The following is a 19145-nucleotide window of genomic DNA, read 5'->3' as shown; positions in this document are numbered from 1 at the left end:
TTCTATGATTCTTCAACTAATTGGGGATTCACACGGAAATAAGTCTCGGTGATTTGTGTTAATTCTTCTTGAACGGCTTGGGGAACTTGAGGCCGGCTCATCCGCCACTGCCAGTTACAACCAATGGTTGAGGGCTGGTTCATCCGGGCTTCATTGCCAAGGTCCAATAAGTCTTGCATGGTATAGATGACCACCTGACTGACACTGGCAGCCAGGCCTTGGTTTAAAACTTGGCTGGGTGCTTGGCCAGGCCGTCGGTTGAGGTAGCGGTCGACTTGGTCTCGTTGGTCTTGGTTGGCCGTATCTTCCCACCAACCGCGAGCCGTCTCATTGTCGTGGTTCCCGACATAGGCAATGCTGTTGACCGGGTAGTGGTGGGGGAGGTCGGTGGAATCCGAATCCCCTTCAAAGCCAAATTGCAAGATCTTCATGCCAGGATAACCGGTCGCATCCCGCATAGCAATCACTTCATCGGTCATAAAGCCTAAGTCTTCGGCAATAATCGGCAGGTCGCCAAGGGCTTTTTGTAGGGCTTGGAACAAGTCTAAACCAGGGCCCTTGACCCAATGGCCTTCAGCGGCTGTCTGGGCGTCCGCTGGTACCTCCCAGTAGGACTCAAAGCCACGGAAGTGGTCAATCCGCAAGACATCGTAGAGTTCTAAGCTGGCCTGGATCCGGTCGATCCACCAAGCGTAGCCTGTCTGCTTCATATAGTCCCAGTCGTAGATCGGGTTCCCCCAGAATTGGCCGTCGGCTGTAAAGTTATCCGGAGGCGTCCCAGCTAGAGCAACTGCCCGCCCCTTGGCGTCGGTCTTAAATAAGTCCCGGTCTAACCACATCTCTACGCTGTCGTAAGCTACATAGATGGGCATGTCGCCGATGATCTGAATGCCGGATCGGTTGGCATAGGCCTTCAAGGCCTGCCACTGTTGGAAAAACCAAAATTGCGTGACCTGATGGTAGTAGATGACCTCTGCTTCTTGCTTCAAGAGCTCTTGGACTTCTTTAGTTGTCGGATCTTGGTAGGCTTGGGGCCACTGGGTCCATGACTTCAAGTCGAAGGCCTCCTTGACCGCCATGTAGTGGCAGAAGGGGTCTAGCCAGCTTGCTTGTTCTTGGATAAAGTCGGCTAGCGCTTCTTGGTCCTTGCTACTAGCTTGGGCTTGGAAGCTCTGGACCGCCTTTTCAAGAAGGGGGCGGCGGACTTGGAAGATCCGGTGATAGTCTACTTGGTCTGCTCGCTCTTGGAAGGGGATAGCTTCTAGGTCGGTTGCTTGAAGCCAGCCTGCTTGAACCAGCGCTTCCAGGTCAATCAGATGGGTATTACCAGCAAAAGCTGAAAAAGATTGATAGGGGGAGTCGCCATAGGACGTGGTCGTCAAGGGCAAGATCTGCCAATAAGTCTGCTTGCTGTTACGTAAAAAGTCGACAAACTGATAGGCTTCCTGACCGAAACTACCGATGCCGTAGCGATTCGCTAGAGAGCTAATGTGCATGAGCACACCACTTGTACGCTGCATAATGAAACCTCCTTTGTATTTTCGGACTCATTATAGACCAAGATCAAAATTAACGCAAACGTTTTCGTATATTTTTCGGACAAATTAAGTTATAATCATGGGTGAGGTGATAGATATGGCGGTAACCATTAAGGACGTAGCCAAAAAAGCAGGGGTGGCCCCTTCCACGGTCTCGCGCGTGATCGCAGACCACCCATCCATCAGACAGAAAACCAAAGACCATGTCCGCCAAGTGATGGCGGAACTCCAATATTATCCCAACTTCAACGCCCGGCAACTGGTCAACCAGCGGTCCCGGACGGTTGGGATTGTCTTGCCGCCAGCTAGCGACGCCTTCTACCAGAGTCCCTTCTTTCCAACGGCTCTGCGGGGGATTAATGAGGCGGCCAGTCGCCAGCAATATTCCTTGCTCTTAACTACTGGAGAGGACACTCAGGCGCGACTAGAGAACGTTAAGGGGATGATCTACGGCAAGCAGGTGGAAGGGCTGATCTTCCTCTATGCTGCTGAGGGGGACCCGATCTTAGAGTTAGCCATGGAGACTAGCTTCCCCTTTGTCGTGATCGGGAATGTGGCTGGACTGGCCATGAACTGTGTAGATAACGACAACTTGCAGATTGCCAAAGAGGCGACCGAATACTTGTGGCAAGAGGGGGCCCGGCGGATTGCCTTTATCGGCGGGGACCAGAAGCTCCAAGTGATCCAAAAGCGGATCCAAGGTGTGGACCAGGCCCTCAAAAAGCATGGCCAAAGCCTTGAGCCAGATGCTATCTATAATGACTTACCTTTCTTAGCCAATGCCGGTTATGACTTGATGCAGGACTTGATTCAAGCGGACTTGTACGACGCTTTGGTTATTAGTGACCAGTTAGTAGCCGAAGGAGCCTACCATGCGGTCCTAGAACAAGGCCTAGTGGACCGTTACCAATTGATAACCTTCAAGGCCTACTCCGACCACCAGGCCATGACCTACTTGCATTATCCCTATTTTGACTTACATTCCCAACAACTAGGAGACCAGGCCATGGAGATCTTATTGGAGAGCTTACAGGCCAAGGAAGAATCCAGCAGCCAACGCTATGTCTACGAGCTTGTCGCCAGCGACCTGGTACGGCCAGACCGGCATTAAGTGAATCGGTATTATAGCCACAAGACCCTCTAGGTCTTGTCTTTTTTTTAGAAAGTATTTTTAGAAAACGCTTTACTTTTTGAAATTGAGGTGCTATACTCATTTCGTAAAGCAAACGTTTGCACTAGCTTTAAAATAAATTAGAGTAAAAGAGGAATGAGCATGAATAAGATAAAGCGGATCTTCTCCTTTGATTTCTTGCAACAATTTGGTAAGGCCTTGATGGTTGTGATTGCGGTCATGCCAGCAGCAGGTCTGATGATTAGTATCGGTAAGTCACTGCCACTGATTAACCCTGATTGGGCATGGCTCTTGGCCATGAGTGGCGTCATTGAAAACATTGGTTGGGCGATTATTGGTAACTTGCACTTATTATTTGCGGTGGCGATTGGTGGCTCCTGGGCCAAGGAGCGAGCCGGTGGGGCTTTTGCTGCGGTAACAGCCTTCATCTTGATCAACCGGATTACCGGGGCCATCTTCCAAGTCTCTGGTGAGATGCTAGCAGACGCTGAAGCGGTGACACGGACCTTGTTTGGTCAAGCCATTCCGGTGAATGGTTATTTTGTGGATGTTTTGGGTGCTCCGGCCTTGAACTTAGGGGTTTTTGTTGGGATCATCGCTGGTTTCCTAGGAGCTAATGCCTACAATAAATATTACAACTACCGCAAACTACCAGATGCCTTGTCTTTCTTTAATGGTAAACGGTTTGTGCCTTTTGTGGTGATTGGGTGGAGTATTCTGGTTTCCTTGGTGTTGGCTCTTGTCTGGCCGGTTGTTCAAACGGGGATTAATTCCTTTGGTCAGTGGATTGCTAGTTCACAAGACACCGCACCGATCTTGGCGCCTTTCTTGTTTGGTACCTTGGAGCGTCTCTTGCTACCATTTGGTCTTCACCATATGTTAACCATCCCGATCAACTATACCCAGTTAGGCGGAACCTACGAGGTCTTAACCGGGGTTCAAGCCGGTCAACAGGTCTTAGGTCAGGACCCACTCTGGTTGGCTTGGGCGTCCGACTTGATGAACTTAAGAGCGGCAGGGGATGTCGATAAGGTCAACTACTTGGTTGAAAACTTTGTGCCAGCCCGTTTCAAGGTCGGACAAATGATTGGTTCTATGGGTATCTTGATGGGGATGACCTTGGCCATGTACCGGAATGTGGATAAAGACAAGTTGCACCGCTATAAATCAATGTTTACCTCTGCGGCTATTGCGGTCTTCTTGACCGGGGTTACTGAACCTTTAGAATTCATGTTTATGTTTGCGGCTATTCCATTGTATGTGGTCTACGCAGTGATTCAGGGGATCGCCTTTGCGATGGCGGATATGATCAACTTGCGCGTTCACTCTTTTGGGGTGATTGAGCTCTTGACTCGGACGCCCTTGATCGTTAAGGTAGGCTTAACTGGTGACTTGATCAACTTCGTTATCTGCTGTCTAGTTTTTGCGGTAGTGACTTATTTTATCGCAAGCTTCATGATCCAACGCTTCGGCTATGCAACACCGGGTCGTATGGGTAATTACGAAAGCGATGAAGCGACCACTGAATCAGCTGACAAGCAGCCAGTAGCAGCTGGACCGGCAGCCAGTGGCGACGCCCAAGTGGATCAGATTATCCGTCTATTAGGTGGATCAGCCAACATTGATAATGTGGATGCTTGTATGACTCGCTTGCGGGTAACGGTCAAGGATACGGACCTCGTCGGTAGTCCAGACCAATGGAAACAAGCAGGCGCCATGGGCTTAATTATCCGCGAACAAGGGATTCAGGCAGTCTACGGACCTAAGGCTGACGGCCTCAAAAATGACGTCCAAGATGCCCTTGACCGCGGAGTGGTCCTAGAAGCTATTGACAAAGAAGATTAGACTTATACAATAAATAAGACAGTAAAATTAAGGCGGGGCGGGTGACCCCGCCTTTTAGGAGGATAAGGATGAAGTTACTAAGCTTGAATGTTCATGCTTGGATCGAAGAGGATGCCCAAGCCAAATTAAATCAACTGATCGACCACCTTATGGCTGAAGATTATGATTGGATTGCCTTGCAAGAAGTCAACCAGACCATCGGGGCACCAGAAGCCCAGTCCTTGAAAGGATTTATCCCGACAGCTGACCAGCAACAGATTCTAGCCGATAATTATGCTTGGTGCCTGGTTCAAGCCTTAAACGCTCAAGGCCAGTCTTATTATTGGGCCTGGGCTTACAACCATATCGGCTATGACCGCTATCAAGAAGGGGTGGCCTTACTAAGTAAGCAACCTTTTCAAGCGGACCGGGTCCTGCTCAGTGAACGAGACGATCCTAGCGACTACCGGACCCGGGCAGCCCTGGTGGGGTCAAGAGACGGTATTCAAGTGGCCTCTTGTCACTTGTCTTGGTGGCAGGAGGAAGGCGGCTTCCAGGCTGAGTGGCATAGCTTAGCTAATCACTTGGAAGACTTCCAGTCGCCGACACTCTTGCTGGGGGACTTCAATGCCCCGGCTCACTTGCGCGACCAATCCTATGACTTGGCCACGGAACGGTTACAGGATGCCTATATTCAAGCAGATAACCGGACCGGGTCTTCAACCGTGCCTTCAGGGATTGATGGCTGGTCCGACACCGAGATTGCCCAACGCATTGACCTGGTTTTAACCACGCCAGACTTTCATATTTATGACTACCAGTCAGTGCTCGATGGTATCCACGGTCCAATCGTCAGCGACCATTACGGAATTCAGGTAACCCTCGATTCATTGTAAGCTAGGCCTTGATTCATGTTTAACTTAGTTAGCCAGCCAGTCCGCAAGATAGGCTGGCTATTTTTTCGCTTAAAATAATGTAAATCGCGATATTATGTGTATTTATTAAGTAGAGGGTGATTGGACGTGATATAATGAGAGGAGAAGAGCGTGCGATTTACAGCAACGGATGATTTGATTTTTAAAAAGGTTTTCACAGAAAATGGCAATGAAAGAATCTTAAAGAAGTTTATCGAGACCGTCTTAGGGCGAACTTTCGCCAGGATTCAGGTAGGGAATCCCTACACGGTTAAGGCTTACCAGGCGCAATTTGAGGCGCTCAAGGAAAAGGGACGCCTAAAGGCCTTGTTGGTGACCATTGTGGATATTAAGGCTTGGACCCAAGAAGGAGAAGTGGTCTTGGTGGAGATGCAAAGGCAGGCGACGCCCTATTACTTCGAACGGGCCTTATTGTATGCCTGTCAAGCCTACAGCGAGAATTACGGTCGGATCCACCAGGCTGAGGGTAATAAGTATGCGAATTTGAAGGCGGTCTACCAGATTAATGTTACCCAGTTCAACTTGTTTGGTCGGGGCAGTCAAGCCTTGGAGCCGGTTGAGTTCTATGCTTCCAACTACCATGAGCCAATTAATCACTTGTGGCAACAAACGAGTTCGCGGGGGCAGAAACGGGACTTGCAGGCGATCTACTTGTATTTTTTTAGTTTGGTGAGTGACCAATTTGCCCAAGGGCAAGAGGACTTGAAGGCCTGGCAGAGCTTCTTCTTGACCAATCAAGTGCCAGCAGATGCGCCGGCTGAACTCCAGGCGGCCAGTCGTATTGTTAGCCAGATCAATGTTGAGAAAGGGGAAGAATACGAGATGTTAAGCGAATTAGAAAAAATTGAAGATGACCTCAACTGGACCGAATGGGCCTGGACGGAGTATGGACGTCAGGAGGGACGGCATGAAGGTTTGATAGAAGGCCGTCTGGAGGGAGAGAAGTTGGGTCAAGAGAGAGGTCGAGTGGAGGGTCGCCAATCCTTGATTCGTGAGCTTTATGATAATGGGATGGACTTGTCTGCCTTGTCTCAGTTTACTAAGCTTTCTGAAGCGGACTTACGGGATTTGTTGAATAGTTAGCCCAGTCTTAGCTGGGTAATGATGGGGTGCGGCCAGCCACATTGTTAGCCAGATCAATGCTGAGAAGGGGGAAGAATACGAGATGTTAAGCGAATTAGAAAAAATTGAAGATGACCTCAACTGGACGGAATGGGCCTGGACGGAGTATGGACGTCAGGAGGGCCTAGCAGAAGGAGAGAAGTTGGGTCTAGAGAAGGGTGAGCGATTGGGTCAAGAGAGAGGACGCCAATCCTTGATTCGTGAGCTTTATGATAATGGGATGGACTTGTCTGCCTTGTCTCAGTTTACCAAGCTTTCTGAAGCGGATTTAAGGGATATATTAGAGGATTAGGTCTTCTTAGATAAACAAAATCGCAAGCGCTCCATCGGTGGGTGCTTGCGATTTTTAATTGATACCTGTTGCTTTTTTATTTGGCTTGAACGGTTCCGACCGCTTGGCCTGGAGTGACCGCTTGTGGCGACTCTAGGTCTAGGGATTCGACTTGGTCCATATTGGTGAAGATGACCACGAAGGTGGTGTCCTTGCCTGCTTGAGTAATGGCTTCCAGGTCAGCCTGGCCGAGTGTGTCGCCTGCTTGGACTTGCTGGCCTTCGGATACGGTGAGGTCAAAGGGGGCTCCTTCTAGCTCCACAGTGTCGAAGCCGAGGTGGATGAGAATTTCTAAGCCCTTATCGCTTTCAAGGCCGATGGCGTGCTTGGTTGGGAAGATGTTCTTAACGGTCCCGGTCACTGGCGAGTAGATGGCGCCATTTTCTGGTTGAACGGCAAACCCGTCTCCCATCATCTTCTGGGCAAAAATCGGATCGCTGACACTAGCAAGATCCACCAACTGGCCCTGGCAGACGGCTACGAGTTGTGTGGGGGTGTCGTCTTTTTTCTTCTTGAAGAAGTTAAACATGCAAATCACTCCTTAATAATTGTCTTCGATAAGCTTATCATAGCAGTTTTGTAAACGGATTAAAAGTCTAAGCTATGCTATAATGGTCCAAAAGGATGTGATTAAATGTTAATTGATAATAAAGAACTGGATCAATTGATCCAAGGCGCGCTGGCTGAAGATGTTCCCTATGGGGACCTGGCGACTGAGGCTATTTTCCAAGGACAGCGGGGGCAGGTGGATCTCATAGCCAAACAAGCAGGTGTTATTTGTGGTCTTCCGATCTTCCAACGGGTCTTTACCTACTTGGAAGAAGGCGCTCGTCTGGATTATCAGGTTCAAGAAGGCGACCAGATCCGTCCCGGTCAAGTGTTTTTGACGGTAGAGGCCTCGGTGAACACGCTTCTAACCGGGGAGCGGGTGGCCCTAAACTTCCTGCAACGCCTATCAGGGATTGCGACTGCAACCCGCATTTTTGTCGATGCCCTGGACGGTAGCCGGACCAAGCTGATGGATACCCGCAAGACCACACCCGGCTTGCGTCGCTTAGAAAAATACGCCGTCCGAGTAGGGGGTGGTTACAACCACCGCTACTCCTTATCTGACTTGATTATGCTGAAGGACAATCATATCCAAGCGGCTGGCGGGATCCTCCAAGCTGTCCAAGCGGTTCGCCAGCTAGACCCGCATATCCATAAGATTGAAGTGGAAGTGGAGTCCATGGACATGGTCCGCCAAGCCGTTGAAGCTGAAGCAGACATTATTATGCTGGACAATATGACCCCTGACCAGATGGAGGAAGCCATCGCCTACATTGACGGCCGGGCCATTATCGAAGGCTCAGGTAACATGCGAGCTGATAACGTAGCGGATTACAAGGACTTGGGGTTAGACTACATTTCCTCTGGAGCCATCACCCATTCAGCAGGCATCCTCGACCTGAGCATGAAGAACTTGCGAGTGATTGATTAAAACACAGAAACCACCTATTGCCTTGCCGGCGGTGGGTGGTTTTGGTATGAGATGAGTTTGGTATCTAATAGGGGCGTTCATTTGGTTATGAAATAAATTTGGCGTCTAAAAGCCGGGTTCATTTGGGTACGAAATAAATTTGGTATCTAAAAGTCACTTTCATTTGGGTGTGAAAATAATTTGGCATCTAAAAGTCGTCTTCATTTGGGTGTGAAAATAATTTGGTGTCTAATAGGGGCGTTCATTTTGATATGAAAATAATTTCGTATCTAAAAGCCGCTCCCAATTGGGTACGAAATAAATTTGGCGTCTAAAAAGTCGGGTTCAATTGGGTGTGAAAATAATTTGGCGTCTAAATGTCACTTTCATTTGGGTGTGAAAATAATTTGGCATCTAAAAGTCGTCTTCATTTGGGTGTGAAAAGAATTTGGTATCTAAAAGTCACTCCCATTTAGGCATGAAACAAATTTCGCATCTAAAAGCCACCCCCATTTAGCTGTGAAATATTTTTCGTATCTAATAGGATTTTATTCGTCTATCAAGATTTTGAGAATTGGATGCAAAAATTATTTTAGGTCAAAAACAAATGGAAAAGTTTGGTAAAATATTCTATACTAGAAATTTTGTTAAGTGAGGGGTTATTTTATGATCAGGCTACTTTCATCGAAAAATCGGCGGCAGTTCCACTTAATTAATATCTACCGCAATCAGCGGGGCTTGTACTTGACCTTGCAGGACTTAGCAGATCGGTTAGATTGTGCCAAGGGGACGATTATTTCGGACTTGAAGGAGATTCAGCGTTTGTTTCCTGATGAGATTGAGGTCTCCCAGACAGGGACTGGGGTGACCATGACTTTTCCGGAGGTGTTACCGGAGAGTTTTTATTTCCGGCGTTTTAGTCGGCAGTCCTTGAATTTCCGATTGTTGATTGACTTGTACCACCACGGCGACCAGCCGATTGAGGAGGTGGGCAAGCGTTTGTATGTGTCTAGGAGTTCCTTGTACCGGGCGGCTGAGCAGATTACGGACTTTCTCCAGGAGATTGGCCTGGATCTGTGGGCGATCACTTCGCCGATTGGTTTGCGGGGGGAAGAGACGTGTATTCGTGTGGCGACGCCATTTTTGTTTACGCATTATTATTCGGATGTGGAATGGCCCTTCCAGTTGATTAGTCGGGATGAGGCGGTTCGCTTGTATGAGATTATCTCGGCTAATTCGCCTTACTTGCAGTTGTTTGCTTCTAATCCTTTGGTCTATTTGCAGATTGCGATCAATTTCGAGCGCTATGCGATTGGCTATAAGTTAGCTTCGGATGATTGGACGATCACCAATGAACACTTGTCCCACTTGCTTCAAGGGCAGGACCTCTTCGTCAACTTCCAAGCTCAGGGCAAGGAATATCCGCTCTTGGAGTTGGTGCCTCAGATTGTACCGGGTCTGGTTAACTTGGATCCGATCTTGAATGATCAACAATTGGCTACCAGCCAAGAAATTCCTCAAGAGACCAAGCAGGCAATTAATTCCTTCAAAAATCAGATGCAACAGCTCAAGGACCACTACGGCCTAACGAGTGCTGATGATCAGGATATCAACTTGATTGCCCTGACGATCTACAATCTCTTGACTGCTTGTAAGGATCCGGTGAATGTTATTATTGATGACCCGGTCACCCACCAGCGCGACTTGGTCCAGGAGGTGGCCTATGTCAACCCGACATATGTAGCGGATGTTCAAAAAGTGATACGCAACTTCATGACCCATCTATCTGTTCAGGTGGAGCATCCGGAGTGCTTCTTGGAGCTCTTAATGTTCTACTACCTGGTGATCTGGCCCAATACCACCCAAGAATTGAACCATGATAAACTAATTGACCTCTTCTTGTATACGGGTAATTATAATTATGATCTGGAATATAAGTCTTACTTGACCTCTGTGATCCATAATTATGTTCGGATTCATGTGGCTGATGGCTTACTGGATTGGTCCAAGGTCTTGGATGAGAACCGCTATCAGATCATTATGTCTAGCTATCATATCCCAGCAGCTCCGGGCCGATATATCTACCATATTCAATCCATGCCTGATGTCTCAACTTACGCCTGGCTCTATGAGACCATCCGCAAGATCAATGACAGCGACACGTCCATGATTGACCCGATGCCGGCTGCTAATCGGATTCGCTTGGTGTAGGTGCTGGTAAGCACCGATCACCCAGACGCTTTATCTTCCAAAACGAGCGACCGCTTACTTGTTTTAGTAAGCGGTTTTTTGCCTTTGATTGGCTAGTTGTTCGCCGCATAAATCCTATAAAAGCAGGACCAGCCACTTGAATGAAATTTCATTTTATTTCAAGATTTGATATTTCTGGTCAAAATAAAAAGTTGATCTATGCTAGAATAATAATCTATATAAGTAGCAAAGGAGCGCACAGGATGGAGAGATTACTAGCCTCAAAGGACCAACGCCAGTTAGACTTAATCAAAATATACCGTGACCAGGCAGACTTGTACCTGACTCACCAAGAACTAGCTGATCGATTAGACTGTGCCAAGGGAACAATTCTGACGGACTTGGCTGATATTGAAAAATTATTTGCAGATAAGATCGAGATCTGCCAATCAGGGGCGGGTGTCACGTTTAAGTTTGGTGAGAAATTACCGACCAATTTCTATTTCAAGCGTTTCAGCCAGCAGTCCGTTAACTTTCGCTTGTTGGTGGAGTTATTTAGAGAGTCTGATCTATCCATTGAAGAGATGAGTCAGCGCTTATTTGTGAGTCGTAGTTCCATCTACCGAGCGGTCAAACAAATAAATCGATTCCTTCAAGTCATGAACTTGAACTTAGAATTGACCACTTCACCGGTTGGTATTCGAGGCGATGAGCGTGACATTCGTTTAGCTTGTCCTTTCCTAATGAATCACTTTTATTGTGATACTTACTGGCCATTTGAGACCATCAGTCGCCAAGAAGTGGTGGAATTATTTGAGATTGTCTCCGCTAATTCTCGCTATCTGCAAATGTTTGCTTCCAACCCACTGCTCTATTTACAGTTGGGAGTGAATTTCGAACGTTATGCCAAGGGCTATAAGCTTGAAGTCAGCCAGTGGCCGATTAGTAACCGCAAGCTAGCTGTCCTGATGGAAGGACAGGAATTATTTGCTAATTTTGTCGCTCAAGAGCAAGAGTATCCTCTAATGGAGGTGATCCCGCAAGTGGTTCCAGGTCTACTCTCCAGTAAGACTTTGCTCAACCGCCACCACCTCCTATCCAGCAAGTCTTTGAATTCAGAGATTCAAGAAAGTATCAATCGGTTTGAAGCACGGATGTTCACCATCAAGCAAGACTACCAATTCCAAGCGGTCCAAGAAAGTGATATTCAACTGATTGCCCTAGCCATTTATAACCTATGTACCCTATCCCACCGTCAGCTCAATATTATCATGGCCGATGCGGTCGCCCACCAGAGTAACCTGATTCAGGAAGTCGCTTGTATCAATCCCCAGTTCGTTCTTGATATCCAATCAGCCATCCAATCCTTCATGGATGACTTGGGAGTGGAACTTCCTTATCATGATGAGATTATGGAATCCCTCTTGTTTTACTTTGTTGTCTTGTGGCCGGATACGATTCTTGAACTCAACAAAATCAAGAAGATCGACTTGCTGCTTTATACGGGTAATTATAATTATGACTTGGAATATAAGGCTATTCTTGACCCCATTGTTCATAACTACGTGACAGTCCATGTCATTGATTCCTTAATTGATTGGAAGGAAATTCTAGCCGATCATAAATACCAGATCATTATGTCTAGTTATTATGTTGAGGCGACAGCTGACTACCATGTCTTCCATATCCAGTCTATGCCGGATGTTAATACCTTCTTGTGGATCTACGAGACTGTCCGCAAGATCAATGATTCCGATACTTCGATTGTCAGACAGTTCATGCCGTCCAAGATCCAATTCTCACTAGAATGAGTGCTAATAGAGTGACTCTAAGTATCCAATCGGATACTTTTTTTGTAGGCTATATAGTTAGCTTGGATAAAAAATCCGGAAATTTCTTAAACGCGCGATTAAAGAACATCCGGTTATCATCTTTTTTGATATGATATTCCTTGGATAGAAGGAAACCTGTTTAGTTAGGGGAATCAGAAAAATGATCAGACTGTTAGGAACAAAAGATCGACGTCAGTTTAACTTAATTAACTTGTATCGTCGTAACAAAGGGATCTATTTAACTCATCAAGAATTGGCGGACCGATTAGATTGTGCAAAAGGAACCATTGTGTCGGATCTGAACGATATCAAGCGGTTATTTCCAGAAGAGATTCAAATCTCACAATCTGGCACTGGGATAACGATCGAATTTAGGGATTTCTTGCCTGAGAGTTTCTACTTTCGACGTTTCAGTCGTCAATCCTTGAACTATCGCTTATTGATCGACTTGTTTGAACACGGTGACCAACCCATTGAAGAGATTAGCAAGCGCCTCTATGTCAGTCGTAGTTCCATTTACCGAGCGGTCAATCAAATCAATAAATTCTTAAAGCAGATTGATATTAACCTTGTCGCTATCACGGCGCCAGTGGGGCTAAGAGGCGATGAGATTAGCGTTCGCGTAGCGGCTCCATTCCTGTTTACTCATTACTTTGCTGATGTGGAGTGGCCTTTTAGGATGATTAGCCAGGACGAGGCAGTTGAGATTTTTCAGTTAATTTCATCGCACTCTTCCTATCTGTAATTATTTGCCTCGAATCCTCTGGTCTACTTACAAATTGCGGTTAATTTCGAACGATATGCCATGGGATATAAGTTGAGTTCTGAAGAATGGACGATCACCAATGATCAATTATCCACTCTTCTTCAGGGACAGGATCCCTTTACAAACTTTATTGTTCAAGGTAGGGAATATCCGATTATGGAGATGGTTCCGCAAGTCGTTTCTGGTCTAATTAACCCACTCACTTTGCTTAATCAAGAATCAGTGGCTACCAGTCAAGATGTTAGTTCGCTAGCACGAGCCAGTATCGCAGACTTTAAGAAGCAGATTCAAGCGGTCCGAGACCAGTATCAATTATGGAGTGCCAGAGATGAAGATATGGATCTCATTGCCTTAACCATCTATAACTTATTAGTGGCCGAACATCAGTCATTAAATATTATTGTCGATGATCCCGTTACCCACCAAAGTGATCTGGTTCAAGAAGTCGCTTATATTGATCCGGAATTTATTGTCAGTATCCAAGATTGCATTCGCAGTTTTATGGATCAATTAGGGATCAAGGTCCCTAAACAAGATAGTGTCTTAGAGTTATTGGTCTTCTATTTGATTGCGATCTGGCCGAATATGATTGAAGAGTTGAACCATGACAAGATGATTGACCTCTTCCTCTATACCGGTAATTATAACTACGACTTAAAATATAAGTCTTACCTAGAACCAGCCATTCACAATTATGTTCGTATTCACGTCCAGGACGGCCTAGCTAAATGGCCAGATCTATTAGAAGAAAATAAATACCAAATTATTCTTTCCAGTTACTATGTACCCCCGGCAGCTGACCGGTATGTCTATAACATCCAAGCCATGCCAGATGTCGAAACCATTACTTGGCTCTATCAGACCATCCGAAAAATTAACGATGATGATATTTCAGAAATTGACCAGAATGTATCGAACCGAGGCATCAGACTAGTCTAAGGACTAGTCTTATTTTTATGGGAAAAAGGGGTGGTGAAAGAGGTTGATCATTTTATTGTAGAAGGTTAATAATATTTGCAATCTATAGATTTATAATTTTCTAAATGGTCAAAATTAGGAATCGCTTCCTATCAAAGATATCTCAAAGTTTGAGCTGAATATTAAATTCTGAAAGAAGATTATCTTGCTTACTATGATAGGATGTCAGACAAGAAACCCTAAAACGGTGTATATATAGCTGTTTTGTTGATTCTAATTTATCAAGTACGAAGGAGAACGATATGTTAGGTAAAAATAATCATCAAGCCCGAATAGAAAAATCGGGAGATAAAGTCTATCGATATGCGATCAAAAGATTAACGATAGGGGTCGCTTCTGTTGCGGTAGTAGCGGGGATTCAATTCAGTGGTCTGTCAACCATTGCGATGGCCAGTGAATCAATGGATACAGCCACCAGCGATCCAGTGGCCTTACCAAATCTTGAAACATCTGTTCCGACTGAAGGAGCACCAGCAAACGCTCCTTCTCAATCCTCTGAATCAAAAGTCGAATCTGAAGTAAAACCAGATAATGATGAATTGGAAGCACCCCATTCAATAACTAACGAATCAAGTCTTGACTCTAGTGTTACTACTTTAGATAACCAAACTGAAAACACACATCCAACACCCCAGGAGTCTAATTTAGACCAGCCAGATGAGTCTTCAAGACCTTCAGAAGTTGAATCTACTAACAGCCAGATCGTTGAAGAAAAGCGTCCAACCTCACTTCCTCAAGTGTCACCCACTCAAAGAGACCAGGTGAGACCTCAAGTTAACCAGCCAACGGTAACAAGCTATCAAGCAAGTCCAGCTGAAGCAACTGGTCAAGAGGATTCTTTTGATCAATTCACTCACCGCGTGCTACAAGCAACCCAACCTAAGGACGTAATTCGTGAAGAATTAGTCAAGGTCTATGACGCTCACGATGTTGAAGGGATTTTGAACTTTATCTCCTTGACCGATGTTCACTCACCTGAACATCTACGAGAAGAGATTGTTAAAGCAGGAGCACTTTATGCTGATAAAAATCGTTCTTTTGCACACGTATTTGCAAGTCTACCAGCTAATCAGAATGTTAATAATTTAATTAACGTTTATAAAGCAAAACTTAGCGCCAATCGAATGGATCCCAATAGTTCTGGTTCTGCACGTCTTTCAGGTGAATTCGTTGTTAAAGGAGATGTTGAAGCAGGAGATTATTTTACCTTCACAGTACCAAACGAATTATCATTAAATGGTGGAGTTGATTATTCCAGAAATAATTATCTATCCGGTGACCGTAATTTAACCGGAATCAATGGTGAAATAGTAGCTACAGGTGTCTATGATACTCAAACAAAAGTATTGACCTACACTTTTACTGATTATGTAAATAATAAGAAAAATATAGTTGGCGCTTTCGATTTAGCAGTTTTTACCGATCGAGAAAATACTCCTAATAGTAAAACATTTGATGCGAGTTTTAATTTGGCTGGTGAAATCTATACTGAGCCATTTACAATCGACTATCGAAGTCCAGCTGTATCTAATCCATATGGTGTTGGCGTATCTGCAATGTTGACAAATATTGATAATACTGGAGCGAATAATTATCAGCAAATTATTTATGTCAATCCAAAGTCAAATCAATTAACGAATACATATGTTAGTTTGTACCCTAGTCAATTTGATGGACAAAAATCTAGCGGAAATATTTCGGCTACTGCATCTAATATTCGGGTTTATCAAGTACCTTATGGGACTCGTTTAAATGACAGTTATCATGTTGACACTTCTACATTGACACGTGTTAATGTAAAACCACAGTACGGCGTTACAAGTGGTGTTCCCTACGCCACCTTATATTTTGGTAATATTAATCGGCCTTATGTAGTAATATTAGATAGTAAATTTGAAGGGAAAATTGGCTCTGATACTATCGCGCCATTGAAACATCGTGTGAGAATTTCAGCAAATAATTCAACTTATGACTGGAATAGTAATTTTGTTTTACGTAAGTCCTCCGGTAGCGCAGTTGGTGTTGAAAAGCCAGGAGCTTTTATCGCAACTCATCAATATCAAACTATCGATGATAAGGGGACTTTAGTATCAGTTGATGAAGAAGTTGTAGAAACACCACAAACTGGTAACTCTACAGAAAGATACATAACTCAGAAAGTCGATCGTGAGGGGTACGAATTTATTAGAGTGGTTAACCCTATTAACGATCCAAATTATTCAACAGATGGTTCGCCAACTTTTGGTGCCTTTAAACCAGGAGTCACGAAAGAAGTGACCTATGTCTATCAACGTGTCGAAAAACAAGATCTTTATGAAATGACCGTTGAGGATTCAAGCTTCAAGACACAGTTTCTTTACAATGATCAATTACAACCCGGAGAAATAACTAAAATTCAAGAAGGCATGGACGAACGTGTGCGTGTTCTCTACAAACACATTGATCCTGCGACAACACCAAACTTTACACCTAGCAACTTTGTCCAAATGCGTGGTCAGTACTGGCAGGAAGTATCGCGTGAAGTAGTTCAAGAAGCGCGAGATGAAATCTTTGAATATAATATTGAAACTATTACCGAAACAAAGACCAATCCAGATGGTAGTGTGACAATTATCTATAATAGTGGACGTGAAGTTCATATTCCGGCTCCTAAACCAGCAGAACCAGCGCAGCCACTATTACCTAAAGAACCAATTGTTGAAACTGAGCGAGTGACCGACACCCATCCAGAAACAGGTGAACAAGTTCGTGGAACTCGTGTGACTATCCGGGTCTACAATCCGAACACTGATCAATTTGATAAGGAAGAGATTCGCTTCATTCCGGATGGTAAAGCAGGCACTGATGGTAATGATGGCGGGCAAGGTGAAAAAGGTGAAGATGGTAAATCATCCCGTGTTGTAGTTGAGTCAGGTACTAACGATGCAGGCGACCAAGGCCAATGGATCAAGACTTACTTTGATAAAAATGGCGACGGTCAGTTCACTGAGGATGAAGTAGTATCTCGTGAATTCGTTCGTGATGGTAAAGATGGCCAAGACGGAACTGATGGTAGAGATGGTTTAACGCCTGAAGCGACTGTCACCGATAACGGTGATGGTACGCATACGGTAACGATCCGTACCCCGCACCGCGACCCACAGACTGGTGAAGTGAGTTACACGGAGACTAAGACTGTGATCAAAGATGGCGAAGACGGCCAGTCACCAAAAGCCGAGGTTAAAGACAATGGCGATGGCACCCATACTGTGACTGTAACGAATCCAGATGGCACGTCTACTGAAACGACGATTCGTGACGGTCAGGACGGATCTGATGGTCAAGACGGCAAAGATGGTTTAACGCCCGAAGTGACCGTGACTGATAATGGCGACGGCACGCATACGGTAACGATCCGTACCCCATACCGAGACCCACAAACGGGAGAAGTGACTTACACTGAAACTAAGACGGTAATCAAAGACGGTGAAGACGGCCAATCACCGAAGGCCGAGGTCAAAGATAACGGCGATGGTACCCATACCGTGACCGTCACCAATCCAGATGGCACAACCCTTGAAACGACGATACGTGATGGAAAAGATGGAGCCGACGGCCAGGATGGTCAAGACGGTCAGGATGGCTCAACGCCCGAAGCGATTGTCACCGATAACCCCGACGGTACCCATACATTAACAATCCGCACCCCACACCGTGATCCACAAACGGGAGAAGTAACTTACACGGAAACTAAGACCGTGATCAAAGACGGTGAAGACGGCCAGTCACCAAAAGCCGAGGTCAAAGACAACGGCGATGGCACCCATACCGTAACTGTAACGAACCCAGATGGCACGATCACAGAAACGACGATACGTGATGGTAGGGATGGTGCTGATGGTCAGGATGGCTTAACACCCGAAGCAATTGTGACTGATAACGGCGATGGTACGCATACGTTAACCATCCGTACGCCACACCGCGACCCACAGACTGGTGAAGTGAGTTACACGGAAACTAAGACGGTGATCAAAGACGGTGAAGACGGCCAATCATCGAAGGCCAAGGTCAAAGACAATGGCGACGGTACGCACACTGTGACCGTCACCAACTCAGATGGCACGACTACAGAAACAATGATTCGTGATGGAAAAGATGGAGCCGACGGCCAGGACGGCCAAGACGGCCAAGATGGCCTAACGCCCGAAGCAACTGTGACTGATAATGGTGACGGCACACATACGGTAACGATCCGTACCCCGCACCGCGATCCGCAAACGGGTGAAGTAACTTATACGGAGACTAAGACGGTGATCAAAGACGGTGAAGACGGCCAGTCACCGAAGGCCGAGGTCAAAGACAACGGCGATGGCACCCATACCGTGACTGTGACGAATCCAGATGGTACGACCACCGAAACCACTATCCGCGATGGCCAAGATGGCCAAGACGGAACCGACGGCCAAGATGGTTTAACACCCGAAGCAGCTGTGACTGATAATGGCGACGGCACGCACACGGTAACGATCCGTACCCCGCAACGTGATCCACAGACTGGTGAAGTGGTTTACAATGAAACTAGGACCGTGATCAAAGATGGCGAAGACGGCCAATCACCGAAAGCCGAAGTCAAAGACAACGGTGATGGCACCCATACTGTGACTGTAACGAATCCAGATGGCACGACTACAGAAACAACGATACGTGACGGTCAAGACGGTCAAGATGGTAAGGACGGTCAAGATGGCCTAACGCCTGAAGCGACCGTGACTGACAACGGCGACGGCACGCACACGGTAACGGTCCGCACGCCGCAACGTGACCCACAAACGGGTGAAGTAACTTACACGGAAACTAAGACCGTAATCAAAGATGGTGAAGACGGCCAATCACCGAAGGCTGAAGTCAGAGACAACGGCGACGGTACGCATACCGTAACTGTAACGAACCCCGATGGCACGACCACAGAAACGATGATAAGTGATGGTCAGGACGGTCAAGATGGTGCTGATGGCAAAGATGGTCTAACGCCCGAAGCGACCGTGACTGATAATGGTGA

Annotated in this window: 13 protein-coding genes; 11 read left to right on the top strand and 2 right to left on the bottom strand. The window is 46.1% G+C overall.

Annotated elements, in window-relative coordinates:
- Positions 1-2 precede the first annotated feature (2 nt).
- Entirely contained in the window at positions 3-1520 is a 1518-nt protein-coding gene (malQ, locus tag T408_RS0109135) for a 4-alpha-glucanotransferase (protein WP_157060793.1), read from the bottom strand.
- A gap of 115 nt (positions 1521-1635) precedes the next feature.
- On the opposite strand from malQ, the gene T408_RS0109130 reads away from it, so the two are divergent.
- The 5 genes from T408_RS0109130 (at position 1636) to T408_RS11415 (ending at position 6843) form a co-directional block, all read left to right on the top strand.
- Positions 1636-2649, top strand: a complete 1014-nt coding sequence (locus T408_RS0109130) for a LacI family DNA-binding transcriptional regulator (RefSeq protein WP_028119638.1) — start codon at positions 1636-1638, stop codon at positions 2647-2649.
- Between the two features lie 171 nt (positions 2650-2820).
- Positions 2821-4515 carry a PTS transporter subunit IIBC gene (locus T408_RS11420; protein ID WP_407635823.1) on the top strand — a complete coding sequence of 565 codons (1695 nt, stop codon included), beginning with the start codon at positions 2821-2823 and terminating at the stop codon, positions 4513-4515.
- Between the two features lie 68 nt (positions 4516-4583).
- A complete protein-coding gene (locus tag T408_RS0109120) occupies positions 4584-5390 on the top strand; it encodes an endonuclease/exonuclease/phosphatase family protein (RefSeq protein ID WP_028119637.1) in 807 nt (268 codons plus the stop codon).
- Between the two features lie 150 nt (positions 5391-5540).
- Positions 5541-6512 (top strand): Rpn family recombination-promoting nuclease/putative transposase, encoded by a 972-nt coding sequence (locus tag T408_RS0109115; protein WP_028119636.1) that lies wholly within the window; start codon positions 5541-5543, stop codon positions 6510-6512.
- A gap of 82 nt (positions 6513-6594) precedes the next feature.
- Positions 6595-6843 carry an RpnC/YadD family protein gene (locus T408_RS11415; RefSeq protein ID WP_051444867.1) on the top strand — a complete coding sequence of 83 codons (249 nt, stop codon included), beginning with the start codon at positions 6595-6597 and terminating at the stop codon, positions 6841-6843.
- Between the two features lie 76 nt (positions 6844-6919).
- Here T408_RS11415 and T408_RS0109105 read toward each other — a convergent pair whose 3' ends face one another.
- Positions 6920-7411, bottom strand: coding sequence for a PTS sugar transporter subunit IIA (locus T408_RS0109105; protein WP_028119635.1), 492 nt, complete (start codon positions 7409-7411; stop codon positions 6920-6922).
- Between the two features lie 105 nt (positions 7412-7516).
- On the opposite strand from T408_RS0109105, the gene nadC reads away from it, so the two are divergent.
- From nadC to T408_RS12165, 6 genes are all read left to right on the top strand, one after another.
- Positions 7517-8362, top strand: coding sequence for a carboxylating nicotinate-nucleotide diphosphorylase (gene nadC, locus T408_RS0109100; protein WP_028119634.1), 846 nt, complete (start codon positions 7517-7519; stop codon positions 8360-8362).
- A 645-nt stretch (positions 8363-9007) separates the two neighbouring features.
- Positions 9008-10552, top strand: coding sequence for a helix-turn-helix domain-containing protein (locus T408_RS0109095; RefSeq protein WP_028119633.1), 1545 nt, complete (start codon positions 9008-9010; stop codon positions 10550-10552).
- Between the two features lie 242 nt (positions 10553-10794).
- Positions 10795-12342, top strand: coding sequence for a helix-turn-helix domain-containing protein (locus tag T408_RS0109090; protein WP_028119632.1), 1548 nt, complete (start codon positions 10795-10797; stop codon positions 12340-12342).
- Positions 12343-12523: 181 nt separating this feature from the next.
- Positions 12524-13108: a helix-turn-helix domain-containing protein gene (locus T408_RS0109085; RefSeq protein ID WP_028119631.1), complete on the top strand. Its 585-nt coding sequence runs from the start codon at positions 12524-12526 to the stop codon at positions 13106-13108.
- Positions 13109-13180: 72 nt separating this feature from the next.
- Positions 13181-14068 (top strand): hypothetical protein, encoded by an 888-nt coding sequence (locus T408_RS0109080; RefSeq protein ID WP_028119630.1) that lies wholly within the window; start codon positions 13181-13183, stop codon positions 14066-14068.
- A gap of 281 nt (positions 14069-14349) precedes the next feature.
- Positions 14350-19145 (top strand): collagen-flanked surface repeat-containing protein (locus tag T408_RS12165; protein ID WP_051444866.1); only part of this gene is annotated, 4796 nt, incomplete at its 3' end.

Source organism: Hutsoniella sourekii ATCC 700629 (assembly GCF_000518205.1).
GTDB classification, from domain to species: Bacteria; Bacillota; Bacilli; order Lactobacillales; family Aerococcaceae; genus Hutsoniella; species Hutsoniella sourekii.
Note: the sequence above shows the minus strand (reverse complement) of the source record. Positions and strands in the feature narration are given on the sequence as shown.